At 56.6% G+C, this 14,095-nt stretch carries 14 protein-coding genes; 4 read left to right on the forward strand and 10 right to left on the reverse strand.

Annotated features, from left to right (window positions below):
* Window positions 1-114: 114 nt before the first annotated feature.
* Both iscR and trmJ read right to left on the reverse strand, forming a co-directional pair.
* Window positions 115-606: a Fe-S cluster assembly transcriptional regulator IscR gene (iscR, locus tag KGP22_RS16660; protein WP_045399615.1), complete on the reverse strand. Its 492-nt coding sequence runs from the start codon at window positions 604-606 to the stop codon at window positions 115-117.
* A gap of 216 nt (window positions 607-822) precedes the next feature.
* Entirely contained in the window at window positions 823-1,548 is a 726-nt protein-coding gene (gene trmJ, locus KGP22_RS16665; RefSeq protein ID WP_111965142.1) for a tRNA (cytosine(32)/uridine(32)-2'-O)-methyltransferase TrmJ, read from the reverse strand.
* Between the two features lie 131 nt (window positions 1,549-1,679).
* Here trmJ and suhB point away from each other — a divergent pair, with 131 nt between their 5' ends.
* Entirely contained in the window at window positions 1,680-2,483 is an 804-nt protein-coding gene (suhB, locus tag KGP22_RS16670; protein WP_003860668.1) for an inositol-1-monophosphatase, read from the forward strand.
* Between the two features lie 40 nt (window positions 2,484-2,523).
* On the opposite strand, the gene KGP22_RS16675 is transcribed toward suhB, so the two are convergent.
* Window positions 2,524-3,504, reverse strand: a complete 981-nt coding sequence (locus KGP22_RS16675) for a nickel/cobalt transporter (protein WP_136195566.1) — start codon at window positions 3,502-3,504, stop codon at window positions 2,524-2,526.
* On the reverse strand, window positions 3,495-4,133 hold the full coding sequence (locus KGP22_RS16680) for a DUF1007 family protein (RefSeq protein ID WP_149366373.1): 639 nt from the start codon (window positions 4,131-4,133) through the stop codon (window positions 3,495-3,497). The genes KGP22_RS16675 and KGP22_RS16680 overlap by 10 nt, the downstream gene beginning before the upstream one ends.
* Before the next feature lie 125 nt (window positions 4,134-4,258).
* Here KGP22_RS16680 and csiE point away from each other — a divergent pair, with 125 nt between their 5' ends.
* The gene (gene csiE, locus KGP22_RS16685) at window positions 4,259-5,536 is read left to right on the forward strand and encodes a stationary phase inducible protein CsiE (protein ID WP_127731966.1); all 1,278 of its coding nucleotides are present in this window, start codon (window positions 4,259-4,261) and stop codon (window positions 5,534-5,536) included.
* Here csiE and KGP22_RS16690 read toward each other — a convergent pair whose 3' ends face one another.
* On the reverse strand, window positions 5,537-6,676 hold the full coding sequence (locus KGP22_RS16690) for a 3-phenylpropionate MFS transporter (RefSeq protein ID WP_223580239.1): 1,140 nt from the start codon (window positions 6,674-6,676) through the stop codon (window positions 5,537-5,539).
* Between the two features lie 173 nt (window positions 6,677-6,849).
* Here KGP22_RS16690 and KGP22_RS16695 point away from each other — a divergent pair, with 173 nt between their 5' ends.
* Window positions 6,850-7,272, forward strand: coding sequence for a DoxX family protein (locus tag KGP22_RS16695; RefSeq protein WP_023615984.1), 423 nt, complete (start codon window positions 6,850-6,852; stop codon window positions 7,270-7,272).
* A 54-nt stretch (window positions 7,273-7,326) separates the two neighbouring features.
* Here the strand turns inward: KGP22_RS16695 and glyA are convergent, their stop codons facing one another.
* On the reverse strand, window positions 7,327-8,580 hold the full coding sequence (gene glyA, locus KGP22_RS16700) for a serine hydroxymethyltransferase (RefSeq protein WP_149366372.1): 1,254 nt from the start codon (window positions 8,578-8,580) through the stop codon (window positions 7,327-7,329).
* A 303-nt stretch (window positions 8,581-8,883) separates the two neighbouring features.
* Between glyA and hmpA the strand changes: the two genes are divergently transcribed.
* The gene (gene hmpA / locus KGP22_RS16705; protein WP_149366371.1) at window positions 8,884-10,074 is read left to right on the forward strand and encodes an NO-inducible flavohemoprotein; all 1,191 of its coding nucleotides are present in this window, start codon (window positions 8,884-8,886) and stop codon (window positions 10,072-10,074) included.
* A 73-nt stretch (window positions 10,075-10,147) separates the two neighbouring features.
* Here the strand turns inward: hmpA and glnB are convergent, their stop codons facing one another.
* The 4 genes from glnB to qseE form a co-directional block, all read right to left on the reverse strand.
* Window positions 10,148-10,486 (reverse strand): nitrogen regulatory protein P-II, encoded by a 339-nt coding sequence (gene glnB, locus KGP22_RS16710; RefSeq protein WP_003860685.1) that lies wholly within the window; start codon window positions 10,484-10,486, stop codon window positions 10,148-10,150.
* An 80-nt stretch (window positions 10,487-10,566) separates the two neighbouring features.
* Window positions 10,567-11,904, reverse strand: a complete 1,338-nt coding sequence (glrR, locus tag KGP22_RS16715; RefSeq protein ID WP_223580244.1) for a two-component system response regulator GlrR — start codon at window positions 11,902-11,904, stop codon at window positions 10,567-10,569.
* Window positions 11,891-12,628, reverse strand: coding sequence for a two-component system QseEF-associated lipoprotein QseG (gene qseG / locus KGP22_RS16720; protein ID WP_223580246.1), 738 nt, complete (start codon window positions 12,626-12,628; stop codon window positions 11,891-11,893). Before qseG ends, glrR begins: the two co-directional genes overlap by 14 nt.
* Window position 12,629: 1 nt before the next feature.
* Entirely contained in the window at window positions 12,630-14,057 is a 1,428-nt protein-coding gene (qseE, locus tag KGP22_RS16725) for a two component system sensor histidine kinase QseE/GlrK (protein ID WP_223580248.1), read from the reverse strand.
* Window positions 14,058-14,095: the final 38 nt, after the last annotated feature.

The following is a 14,095-nucleotide window of genomic DNA, read 5'->3' on the forward strand; positions in this document are numbered from 1 at the left end:
TATAAACTCCGTACATCGCTTCAATGCAAGGAATCAGGCAACCGGCTGGATGTACGACCGAGTACACGGGGCGAGTCTTCGCCCCGGCCTGATTCTGAAATACTTATCGTTTTATTACGCGCGCAGTTTGACGTCGATAGCGTCCTGCGCGCGGGTGCTGCGTTGGGAATCATGGCCGTGCTGACGGCCCGATACGTCCAGAACTTCCTGGTTATTCACCAGCTCACCGAGGGTGATGTTGTTGAGGAAGCCGGTCAAACGGTCGCTCAGATCGCGCCACAGCGCGTGGGTCAGGCACTTATCGCCGCCCTGGCAGCCGCCTTTACCCTGGCAACGGGTCGCGTCAACGGATTCGTCAACTGCGCTGATCACTTCGCCAACTGCAATACTGCCCGCGTCTTTACCCAGCAGATAACCGCCGCCTGGGCCACGAACGCTGGAAACCAGTCCATTTTTACGCAGTCTGGAGAACAGCTGTTCCAGGTAAGAGAGGGAGATCCCTTGTCGTTCAGAAATATCAGCCAACGGAACCGGGCCCGCTTCGGAGTTGAGCGCAACGTCCAGCATCGCGGTCACGGCATAACGCCCTTTAGATGTCAGTCTCATGTCTTACTTAACCTCAAACTCGCCCCTGCCCGGGGTTTTTTATTGTAAAATGGGGGTATTGCATAGCAGGGCCAAGTCTGACATTCCTGACTAAAATGGTCAACTATTTACTTGACTGTTTTAGTCAGGTATTTAACCTTCTGTGCCTTCATAACCCAGGTGCGGGCTGATGCCCTCACCCCGCCCTTCTCCCACAGGGAGAGGAGGAAATCGACACTACTCTTTATTCTTCTGCTCAATCGACGCAAGAATCCCGCGCAGGATGTTCAGCTCCTGACTTTCCGGACGCGCGCGGGTAAACAGACGGCGCAGCTTGTTCATCACCTGCCCCGGGTGGCCTTCGCGAATAAAGCCGGTTGAGAGCAGCGTCTGCTCCAGATGACCGTAGAAGCGCTCAAGGTCATCCACCAGCGGGTAAGCCGTCTCTTCTTTTGGCTCGACCTCTTTCTCCTGCGTCGCCAGCCACGCCATTCGTACTTCGTAAGCGATAACCTGCACCGCCATCGCCAGGTTTAGCGAGCTGTACTCCGGGTTTGCCGCAATCGCGACGTGATAATGACACTTCTGCAGCTCGTCGTTAGTCAAGCCTACGCGCTCGCGGCCAAACACCAGCGCAACCGGTGCCTGTGCTGCTTCCGAGACACTTTTCAGGCCGCATTCACGCGGATCGAGCATTGGCCACGGCAGCGTGCGTGAACGCGCGCTGGTACCGACAACGAGGCTGCAGCCGGCCAGCGCTTCGTCAAGGGTATCGACGATCTGGGCATTGCCGATTACGTCGCTGGCACCGGCCGCCAGAGCAATCGCCTGAGAGTCAGGCTTCACCAGCGGGTTAACCAGCCACAGGTTCGTTAAGCCCATGGTTTTCATAGCGCGGGCAACGGAGCCCATGTTGCCGGTATGCGATGTTTCGACCAGCACAATTCGAATGTTTTGCAGCATAATTTTTAATGTCTGAATTCAGTGTCTGAAGAATATTCGGGCATATTATCATAAACGGGAGACATAATCCGATCCCGCTGCTATACTCTGCGCCGATTTTCCTGTTCTTTAACATCCAGTGAGAGAGACCGATGCATCCGATGCTGACCATCGCCGTGCGCGCAGCGCGCAAGGCGGGTAATGTAATTGCCAAACACTACGAAACGCCAGACTCCGTAGAAACCAGCCAGAAAGGCAGCAATGATTTCGTGACTAACGTCGATAAAGCCGCAGAAGCGATTATTATCGAAACGATCCGCAAATCTTACCCACAGCACACCATCATCACCGAAGAAAGCGGTGAACATGAAGGTACCGATCAGGATGTTCAATGGGTTATCGATCCACTGGATGGCACCACCAACTTCGTTAAACGCCTGCCACACTTCTCTGTGTCTATCGCAGTACGCATTAAAGGCCGTACTGAAGTCGCCGTTGTGTATGATCCAATGCGTAACGAACTGTTCACCGCGACCCGCGGTCAGGGCGCACAGCTGAACGGCTACCGTCTGCGCTGCAGCAACGCACGCGATCTGGACGGCACCATTCTGGCGACCGGTTTCCCGTTCAAGGCGAAACAGCACGCGACCACCTACATGAATATCCTGGGCAAACTGTTCACCGAATGCGCGGACTTCCGTCGCACCGGTTCTGCTGCGCTGGATCTGGCCTACGTGGCAACCGGCCGCGTTGACGGTTACTTCGAACTCTCACTGAAGCCATGGGATTTTGCTGCGGGCGAGCTGATCGCGCGTGAAGCAGGCGCCATTGTGTGCGACTTCACCGGCGGCCATAACTATATGTCTACCGGCAACATCGTTGCGGGTAACCCACGCGTTGTTAAAGCCATGCTGGCCAACATGCGTGATGAACTGAGCGATGCGCTGAAGCGTTAATCCCGGTAATCCCCTCTCCCTGTGGGAGAGGGGATCCCAACTAAAACGGCCGTAATCCCCTTCCCACCGGCACCGCACTCATCCACATTGTTACCGCAGCCACCAGCAAAATGACCCCGCCCGCCAGCGCAAGCGTGGTCCACCCTACCTGTCGCCACAGCACCGGCGTTTTATTGCCGCTGAGTTTGACCGCCAGCTGACGGAAGCTGTGTACCAACAGCGCTAAAGACGAAATAGTGAGAGAGGTTCCTGCCGCCATCGCCAGCGCGGACAGCATGCCCCAGCCGAACACGCCAATCACCTTACTGAAAAGCAGCACCATGATGGCACCCGAGCACGGGCGCATACCCATCGAGAGAACAATCATCAGCCGCGCACGCCAGTCGTCGCCGTTCTGCAACTGTTCTTGCGTGGGCAAATGCTGATGCCCGCAGCCGCAGTGTTCATCATGAACGTGGTGCGGCGTAAAGGATTTGAACGTTGGCTTTCGCAGCAGCGCGCGCAGCTTTTTCAGCGCCCGCCAGCACAGGATCAGCCCCAGCACGCCCACCAGCGCGTAGCTCCCCTTCTCCAGCCAGAAGCTGCTCATGTGCAGCTGGCGCGCGGGAAGCTGTAACAGCGAAAGGACGACCACGACCAGCGCAATCGCCACGCCGCCCTGAAGCAGCGAGGAGGCCAGCGTCAGGCCGATACTTGATTTCAGCTTTGACGGATGCGTGGCGAGCCAGGTTGTGATGACAATTTTGCCGTGCCCCGGCCCCAGCGCGTGCAGCACGCCATAGATAAAGCTGAACGCAAGCAGGGAACCGCCCGCCTTTGTCGGATTCTCCGCCACCGCCTTCAGCAGACCACTCATCTGCTGGTTGACCTCACGCTGCCAGATAATGCTTTTCATCATGACCTGCGGCCAGGCCTGCCACAGCCACATCGCGCCGCAAACGGCGAACAGCAAAAAGATCGCCAGCGGCCAGAGGTGCAGCCAGCGGCGCTGTTTTCGAACCGGAGAAGAGATCACTGACATTGTAACGTCACCTCCTGCGCGAACTGTTTACCCAATTCCATGTCCTCAGGCGGGGCATCTTCCTTGTCGAGGGAGACCGCAAAGTTCAGCGTCTCTTCGCTGGGCTTAGGGGTATGAACGCCGATTTTGCAGCTTTTTTGCAGCGCGTCCGGCAGCCGCACGTCGCTGTCTTTGTCATAGCGCATGTCGACATAATAGGTAGGGTCAAAGGTGGAAAAGCGATACGTTTGCCCCGCCAGCGGCTGAGGGTGCGCCAGCGGGAGCACGAACGTCAGCACCGCCCGGTGCCCGTCGCGCGTCATCCCGTATTCCGTGGGTCGGTTCAGAAATTTGACCTTTTGCCCGTTATGCCAGAACTCGGTGAAATAGTGCTGGCCGAGCACGTTAGCCATCACTTCTGCCGCCAGCATTTTCCAGATATCGTCACCGGGCTTCGCGTTTCCCGCATCATAGAGCAGATCGGCCGAGGTGATTTCATCCATCGTCCAGCGCATTTTCAGGCCGCTGAGCTGCGTGCCGTCGGTGACCAGCTCGGTCTGGAGGTCAATAAAACTGTGAGGATGTGCGCTGGCGGTGAAGCTGATAACCGCCAAAAATAACGCCATCGCACTTTGTTTAACTATTTGCATCAATTCCTCACGTCAAAAATTCTGTGATGTTCCCCAGCAATCCTGAATGAAAGGCCTGCCGGCGCGCTTTTCAGCGTTCATCCTTTAGCTATTCTTATCAAACATTCACACTGGATACCCGACAGATGATGACGACGCTTGAAATTCCATCTGTGCTTTCCAGTTCGCAGCGCCGCTGCCAGGTGCTTTTGATGCTTTACCTGCCCGATGCTGCCGTCACCGCACAGAGCATAATTGCTGCCAACGGCGTGGACGACGCGATGGCACGGCAAGATATAGCCGAGACGCGCGATGAAATCCAGCGCTATCACCGGCTGGATATCGTCACGCACCACGACGGCAGCTACCGGATTGAAGGCACAGCCCTGAATCAGCGTTTATGCCTGCTGCACTGGCTGCGCCGGGCGCTGCGGCTTTGCCCGCAGTTTGTCTCGCACCAGTTTACCCCCGCATTAAAAACCGCGCTTAAACAACACGGCATCGCGCGTCCGCTTTACGACGATGCGAACCTGCGGGCGCTGATCGGCTTCTGCTCTCGCAAGCTGCAGCGCCAGTTTGAATGCCGCGACGTCCAGTTTTTACAGCTCTATCTGCAATACTGCCTTATTCAGCACCAGCTCGGGAATACGCCGCAGTTTTCTCACGTTCAGCGCAGCTGGACCCAGTCAAGAGGGGAGTATTTTACAGCGCAGGAGATCGTGCGCCACTGGAGACGGCGCGTCCCGCAGGGTGCCCACGGGGATGAACAGCTGTTTCTGGCGCTGCTGTTTATGATGCTCCGCACGCCCGACCCGGTGCTCGATAAACACCAGCAGGATCAGCGTTTGCGCCGGGCCATCGTACGCATGGTCGCCCGCTTTCGCTCGCAGACCGGGATGAACTTCAGCGATGAGCAAGGGCTCACCGATCAGCTGTATATCCACCTTGCTCAGGCGCTGGACCGCTCGCTGTTTGAGATCGGCATCGACAATAGCCTGCCGGAGGAGATCCACCGTCTCTATCCCCGGCTGTTACGCACCACGAAGGAAGCGCTGTTTGAGCTGGAAGCGGAGTTTGGGCTGCGTTTTTCCGATGAAGAGATGAGTCTGGTGGCTGTGATTTTCGGTGCCTGGCTGATGCAGGAGACCGATCTGCACGAAAAACAGGTGATCCTGCTGACGGGAGACGATAAAGCCAGTGAGGACCTGATTGAACAGCAGCTTCGCGAGCTGACGCTGCTGCCGCTCAACATTCGCTATCTGACGCTGCAGGCCTTTCAGAAAGAGGGGGCGCCGCGTGAAGCCGCGCTGGTTATCACCCCCTACCCCACGGCCCTGCCGCTGTTCTCGCCACCGCTGATCCATGCCGTTGAGACACTGAACGCGCAGCAGCAAGAACATATTCGCGCCATGCTGGAATCGTAGTTACGCGCGTGCGGCCACTTTCGGTCGAACAAACATTGCCGGTAGCGCCACCAGCGCCATTACCCAGAACACGCCATGCCCCAGGTGCTGGTAAAGGAACCCCGCAAAGACCGTCATGATCGCGATACTGCCCCCCATGGCTACCGTAGAATAGACGGCCTGCAGACGAATAACGTCTCCGCCCTCGCGCGCTGCGATATAGCGCATGGCCGCCAGATGGCACACGGTAAAGGTACCGCAGTGAAGAATTTGCGCCACAATCAGCCACGGCAGATCGGTTGTCCAGCCCATAATCCCCCAGCGCGCCACGCCGCACACGGCGGAAAGCAGCAGCAGGTCACGTGCGCCAAAGCGTCGAAACAGCTTCTTGCTCAGGGCGAAAATAATGACTTCGGCCACCACGCCCAGCGACCAAAGATAGCCCACTGCAGAAGCAGAATATCCCGCTCCCTGCCAGTAGATGGCGCTGAAGCCATAGTACGCCGCATGTGCCCCCTGCAGCAGACAGACACACGCCAGAAAACGCCAGCTCTGTGCAACCAGGCTCCGCCACGCGGGCCAGCCCGCGCTCTCCTGATGGCGACTTTCCCCTTGCGGCATCACCGACGGTCGCAGCAGCATGCCCAGCAGCATCGAGGCAATACCGATACTCAGCAGGGCAAGAATGGCGCGGTAATCGTAAAGGCTGACCAGTTTCCCCACCAGCGCAGAGCCAATCACAAAGGCGATAGAGCCCCACAGGCGCACGCGTCCATAGTCCATGGTGATCTGCTTTTGCCAGGTGTTCGCCAGGGCATCCGTCAGCGGTACCAGGGGTGAGAAGAACAGGTTAAAGCCGACCATCACCACCATCAGCCAGGCAAACTGGTGGCTGACCCAGAAGCAGGCCACAAAGACCAGGGTCAGCAGAGCAAGAATGCGCACGGCCTTGATCAGTAAGGAGGGATCGCTGACGCGCGGGGCAATCAGCAGGCTGCCGAGGAAACGCGCCACCAGCCCGGCCCCGAGCAGGACGCCGATGGTCTCGGGCGTCAGGCCGATACCCTTAAGCCAGACGCTCCAGAAAGGCAGAAAAATGCCGTAGCTAAAGAAATAGGTGAAATAACTGAGCGCCAGCCAGCGCGTGGAATGCAAGACCATGAATCCCTCCCGAAATCGAGGCCATAGTCTGGCGAGAATATAAAAATTAAGCAAGTAGATAGCCTGCTATAAATTAACAAAAATCTAACATCTTGTGCAATCGTCTGGCTTATGGCAGGGAATGAAAATATGTATTACGTTTAAATTACTCCACTTGCAGAGGTTTTTCTGCCATGAACTCACTACGTTATCTCGATTTCGGCCAGTCACGTCACCTGCTGCTGCTCATTGGCCGCATAGCCCTTGTCGTGCTGTTTATTATCTTTGGTTATCCCAAACTGACGGGGTTTAGCGGCACCGTACAATACATGACCTCGCTGGGGACGCCGATGCCCATGCTGGCGGCCATTATTGCGGTGGTGATGGAAGTGCCTGCCGCCATTCTGATCGTACTGGGGTTTTTCACCCGTCCTCTCGCGGTACTGTTTGTGTTCTATACCCTGGGCACGGCGATTATCGGTCACCATTACTGGGATATGACCGGTGATGCGGTCGTACCGAATATGATTAACTTCTACAAGAACGTCAGCATTGCTGGTGCTTTTATTTTGCTCGCCATTGTCGGTCCAGGAGCTATTTCCCTGGACCGGCGCTAAGCCATAAAAAAAGGCCGCAAGCGCGGCCTTTTTTATTTCTGCAGGGCAGAGGAATTATGCGTAGACCGGGAAGCGTGCGCAGATATCCAGAACTTTACCTTTGACGCGCTCGATAACCGCTTCGTCATTGATGTTGTCCAGAACGTCACACATCCAGCCAGCCAGCTCTTTCACTTCCGCTTCTTTGAAGCCGCGGCGAGTCACGGCCGGAGAACCGATACGGATACCGGAGGTCACGAACGGGCTCTTCGGATCGTTTGGCACGCTGTTTTTGTTCACGGTGATGTTGGCGCGGCCCAGGGCAGCGTCAGCTTCTTTACCGGTCAGGTTCTTATCAACCAGATCCAGCAGGAACAGGTGGTTTTCAGTCCCGCCGGATACCACTTTGAAGCCGCGGTTCAGGAACACTTCCACCATCGCTTTGGCGTTCTTAGCAACCTGCTGCTGGTAAACCTTGAACTCTGGCTCCATCGCTTCTTTCAGCGCTACCGCTTTTGCTGCGATAACGTGCATCAGCGGGCCGCCCTGCGCGCTTGGGAACACCGCGGAGTTCAGTTTTTTATACAGCTCTTCGTCACCGCCTTTCGCCAGGATCAGGCCACCGCGTGGACCCGCCAGGGTTTTGTGGGTGGTGGTGGTCACAACGTGAGCGTGTGGAACCGGGTTCGGGTAAACGCCTGCGGCGATCAGGCCCGCAACGTGCGCCATGTCAACGAACAGGTAAGCACCGATGCTGTCTGCGATTTCACGCATTTTTGCCCAGTCAACGATACCGGAGTATGCAGAGAAGCCACCGATGATCATCTTCGGCTTGTGCTCTTTAGCCTGCTTCGCCATGTCTTCGTAGTCAATTTTACCGGACTCATCAATACCGTAAGGGATGATGTTGTAAAGTTTGCCGGAGAAGTTAACCGGGGAGCCGTGAGTCAGGTGGCCGCCCTGCGCCAGGTTCATACCCAGAACGGTATCGCCCGGCTGCAGCAGCGCGGTGTAGACCGCGAAGTTAGCCTGAGAGCCAGAGTGCGGCTGCACGTTTGCGTAGTCAGCGCCAAAAAGTTCTTTCGCACGGTCGATAGCCAGCTGCTCAACGATATCAACGTACTCGCAACCGCCGTAATAGCGTTTGCCCGGGTAACCTTCAGCGTATTTATTGGTCAGCTGAGAACCCTGCGCCTGCATAACGCGCGGGCTGGTGTAGTTTTCGGAGGCGATCAGTTCGATGTGCTCTTCCTGACGTACTTTTTCCTGCTCCATAGCCTGCCACAGTTCGGCATCATAATCGGCAATGTTCATTTCACGCTTTAACATCCGCATCTCCTGACTCAGCTAACAAGTAAATTTTGGCCTGAAAAGGCAGTCCTGTTGGACGACGGGCAACAGTATAACTGATTAGTTCTGTGATAACAGGTCTTGACAAACGATTTTACGCAAACGTTTTCCTACCCGCCACGCAAGGGTTTGAGCAATAAAGCTCTCGCCCTTTCCAGCGGATTTCTTTTCAGGTTTGTGATGCATATTTTTCATCTTGCAAAGAACCATTTACAACGCAGGGGTATTTTTATAAGATGCATTTAAAATACATCATTAAAGTCACATCGGAAGGAAGCAGCTATGCTCGACGCTCAAACCATCGCTACCGTAAAGGCCACCATTCCCCTGCTGGTGGAAACTGGCCCTAAACTCACCGCCCATTTCTACGATCGCATGTTCACGCACAACCCGGAGCTCAAAGAAATTTTCAACATGAGCAACCAGCGTAACGGCGATCAGCGTGAAGCGCTGTTCAACGCCATCGCGGCCTACGCCAGCAATATTGAAAACCTGCCAGCATTGCTGCCTGCGGTGGAAAAAATCGCGCAGAAACATACCAGCTTCCAGATCCAACCTGAACAGTACAACATCGTGGGCGGACACCTGCTGGCAACCCTGGACGAGATGTTCAGCCCGGGTCAGGAGGTGCTGGACGCGTGGGGTAAAGCCTACGGGGTACTGGCAAACGTGTTTATCAACCGTGAAGCGCAGATCTACAGCGAAAACGCCAGCAAGAACGGCGGCTGGAAAGGCACGCGAGCGTTCCGCATCGTTGAGAAAACGCCGCGCAGCGCTTTAATCACCAGCTTCGAGTTTGAGCCGGTGGACGGTCAACCGGTGGCCGATTACCAGCCAGGGCAGTATCTGGGCGTGTGGCTGAAGCCTGAAGGATTCCCGCATCAGGAGATCCGCCAGTATTCCCTTACCCGCAAGCCAAACGGCAAAGGCTACCGCATTGCGGTGAAGCGTGAGGACGGCGGTCAGGTTTCCAGCTGGCTGCACAACGAAGCTAACGTGGGCGACGTGGTGCATCTGGCCGCGCCGGCGGGCGATTTCTTTATGGCCGTTGACACCAATACGCCGGTCACGCTGATCTCTGCGGGCGTCGGCCAAACGCCGATGCTGGCGATGCTTGATACGCTGGCAAGATCACACCACGGGGCGCAGGTTAACTGGTTCCATGCGGCCGAGAACGGCGACGTGCACGCTTTTGCAGATGAAGTGAAAACGCTCGGGGCCTCCCTGCCGCGCTTCACCGCGCACACCTGGTATCGCCTGCCGACGGAAGCTGACCGCGCAGCTGCCCGCTTTGACAGCGAAGGTCTGATGAATCTTAGCCAGCACGAAGGCCTATTCAGCGCACCGGAGATGCAGTTCTACGTCTGTGGACCGGTGGCGTTTATGCAGTATGCCGCGAAGCAGCTGGTTGAGCTGGGCGTGAACAAGGACAACATTCATTACGAATGCTTCGGGCCGCATAAGGTGCTGTAAAGCAAAAAGCCCCTCGTTTGAGGGGCTTTTTTTCGTCGGATGGCGGCGGCGCCTTACCCGGCCTGGAAAATATTTAAATCGCCGCGTCGTCTTCTTCGCCGGTACGGATACGGATCACGCGCGCCACGTCGAAGACGAAGATTTTACCGTCGCCAATCTTGCCGGTCTGCGCCGTGCGGATAATGGTGTCCACACAGGTATCGACGATATCGTCGCTGACCACGATTTCAATTTTTACTTTCGGCAGAAAGTCGACCATGTACTCTGCGCCACGGTAAAGCTCGGTGTGGCCCTTCTGACGACCAAAACCTTTCACTTCCGTCACGGTCATCCCGGTGATGCCGACTTCCGCCAGCGCTTCACGCACATCATCCAGTTTGAAAGGTTTAATAATCGCATCAATCTTTTTCATGGTGGGTCCTTAAACTCTTGCCTGTAAGCTGCCTCGTAATCGATTGCTCACAGTATCATATTCAAGCGAATTTTGCGGTACTACTCTTTAAAATCGTTCGCTTCAAGCTCATGACGTGACAGCAGCTTGTAGAATTCGGTACGGTTGCGTCCGGCCATGCGCGCCGCGTGGGTCACGTTGCCTTTAGTAATCTGCAATAGCTTGCGCAGATAGTTCAGTTCGAACTGATTGCGCGCTTCTGCAAACGTCGGCAGAGCCGTGTTTTCCCCTTCCAGCGCCTGCTCCACCAGCGCGTCGCTGATCACCGGCGACGAGGTCAGCGCCACGCACTGCTCAATCACGTTCACCAGCTGACGCACGTTACCCGGCCAGCTTGCGGCCATCAGCCGCTTCATCGCATCGGTGGAAAACGCGCGCACGAACGGTTTATGGCGTTCGGCCGCCTGGCGCAAAAGATGGTTCGCCAGCAGCGGAATGTCTTCCGCACGTTCCGCAAGCGCAGGGATCTTCAGGTTAACCACGTTCAGACGGTAGTAGAGATCTTCGCGAAACTCGTTGCGGGCCATCACTTTTGGCAGATCGCGGTGGGTCGCCGAAATAATTCGCACGTTAATATCGATATCGCGGTTGCTGCCCAGCGGGCGCACTTTGCGCTCCTGCAGCACGCGCAGCAGCTTGACCTGCAGCGGCGCGGGCATATCTCCAATCTCGTCCAGGAACAGCGTGCCACCTTCCGCGGCCTGGAATAGCCCTTCCCGGCTGCTTACCGCCCCGGTGAATGCGCCGCGGGCGTGACCAAACAGTTCGGATTCAAGCAGCTGCTCCGGGAGCGCGCCACAGTTAATCGCAATAAAAGCGTTCTTGCTGCGCGGGCTGGCGTTATGGATCGCCTGCGCCAGGATCTCTTTCCCGGTTCCGCTCTGGCCGTTGATGAGCACGCTGACGTCAGACTGCGCCACCATCCTCGCCTGCTCTAGCAGGCGCAGCATCACGGGGCTGCGGGTGACGATAGACTCCCGCCACGCTTCATCCCCCGCCGGGGCGGCATGTTCCAGCGCGCTGTCGATAGCCTTATAAAGCGCGTCTTTGTCCACCGGCTTGGTCAGGAAGCTGAATACTCCCTGCTGCGTCGCGGCAACCGCATCCGGGATAGACCCGTGCGCGGTAAGGATAATTACGGGCATACCCGGCTGCTGCTTCTGGATCTCCGCGAACAGCTGCAGGCCATCCATTTCATCCATCCGCAGGTCGCTTATCACCAGATCGACTTTCTCGCGGCTGAGAATTTTCAGCCCCTCCAGCCCGCTTTCCGCGGTCACGACGCTGTAGCCCTCACTCACCAGACGCATCCCCAGCAGCTTTAATAGCCCGGGATCGTCATCCACCAGTAAGAGATGGGCTGGTTTACGGCTCGTCATGCTTCACGTCCTCTTGTTTCGGCGTATCGCTGTCCGGCGCAGCGGATGAACTCCCCGGCTGATATTTACGCGAAGAGAGCTGTCTTTCGATATCGGTCAGGTTCTCCAGCTTACGCGTCGTGGTATCCAGCTGGGTTCGTAAATGTTGCTGCTGCTGACGCAGCGTATCAAGCTCGCTGTCGGTTGACTGTTGCAGCTTGCTGTAGCGGGAGCGCTCTTCAGAAAGCTGAAGCTGTAGCGTCTGGCCATCGCGCCAGAGCTGGTATACCGGGCGTACCTGTACGGGTAGATTGACCACAAACGTGTCCAGTCGGGTTACATTGACGCGGCGTTCGACGGGGGTGATTTTGGCATCAGCCAGCAAAATGCCGCGCTTGAAAGCGTCCTGCCAGGTGTCGTCATCCAGCATCGCCGCCTTCGAGCGGGCGTCTACCGGCGCCAGACGCTGGGCGCAATCTATTCCACGCAGCCAGAACAGCGGGTTGCTTTCGACGTCATGCCCTGACAGGTTCCAGATGTCTTCGCAGCGGGTCGAGAGGAAATCGGCCAGCTGGTTATCGGGCCATTTATCTTCTTGTTTATCGCTAATGGCACTTTGCGGCACATGGGAAACACACCCTGCCAGAAATAAACAGGGCAGGCTCAGGCGAAGCGTGCGGGGGGAAAACACCGCGCGTACGGCGCGGGAAAAAACGTGTGACATACTCACCAGACATAGATTCATTTTATTGATTTTTCCGGCTCAGGGGCAGTTCAATACGGAAGCAAACATCCGAACGTTCGTCCGTGGCAATGTTTAGCTCACCCTGCATGCGTCGTATGCAGTCCCGGGCTATGCTCAAGCCCAGACCGCTTCCTTTCACCGCACCTTTCCGCTGATGACTCCCCTGGAAAAAGGGCTCGAAGATCATGGCTTTTTCGTCATCGGGGATCGGGGTGCCGGTGTTAGCGACGTCGATAAACACCCGGGAACCCTTCGTATAGCTTCGGATATAAATGTTACCGGATTCAGTACCATAGTGCACCGCATTGGAATAAAGATTATCCAGCACGCTCATTAGCAGCATGGGTTCAGCGAGACAGGTCGGCGCATTCAGCTCTACACCGGTATGCATCATTTTAGCTCTTGCTGGCAAGCTATGGGCGGATATCACCATATCCACCAGCGGTTCAATCTCGACGTTTTCCAGTACGACCGCCCCATCTGCCAGCTTGCGGTTGTAATCCAGCAGTTGCTCTATCAGCTTCTGTAGATTCCGGCTGCTGTTATCCAGGATCTCGACAATTTCTTTCTGTTCGGGCGTAAGTGGCCCTGCCACTTCATCCGCCAGCAGTTCCGTCCCTTCGCGCATGCTGGCCAGGGGCGTTTTAAGCTCATGGGAGATATGGCGCAGGAACTGATGGCGCTGTGATTCGAGCCACGCCAGGCGCTCGGACAGCCAGATAATGCGCTGGCCGACGGATCGCAACTCGCGGGGACCTTTAAAGGCGACCGTATCCCCGAGCGATTTCCCCTCCCCCAGGCGGTTGATCATCCGCTGGATACCCTTCACCGGGCCGATGATCATGCGGGTAAAGAGCAGAACCAGCCCGAGGCTCACCAGGAACAGCACCAGCGCCTGCCAGCCGAAGAACTGGCCGCGCTCGGCAATCTCCTGCTGAAGCTGCTGACCGCGGGAGAAGATCACCGTACGCGTTGACTGCACCATCTCGGTGTTGGCACTGGCAAAAGCTTCGAGGCGTGCGGCGGCCGCCGCATCCGGGCCGCTGTTACTGCATTGCAGCTGCGCGAGATCGTTCAAATCCTGACGTAACGCCTGATACAGCCTGTCGTCAGGCAAAACCCCCGCATGAGCGTCCAGCATTTCGCTGTAGCGTTTGCGCTGACTCTGATAAACCTTTTCCAGCGTTCGATCGTCAAGCACGCAATACTGACGATAGCTACGCTCCATCTCCAGTGCGGCGTTGGTCATCGCTTCACTGCGTCTGGCGTCGATGAGCGTCGTGCGGTTGGTCAATGCCGCCTGCGCGCTCAGCGCGTTCAGACTTTGCCACGCCTGCCAGGCAAGGATCAGCAGCGGCAGCAGAATCAGCAGGAAGGCCATCATGACGAGCTGCCGCAGGGAGCGGGGGAAAACGGGCCAGCGTTTCAACGCATTACTCTCTTAATAGGGGTTTACGCAGAGCGTAA

This window comes from Enterobacter sp. JBIWA005 (assembly GCF_019968805.1).
In the GTDB taxonomy this organism is placed as follows: Bacteria; Pseudomonadota; Gammaproteobacteria; order Enterobacterales; family Enterobacteriaceae; genus Enterobacter; species Enterobacter vonholyi.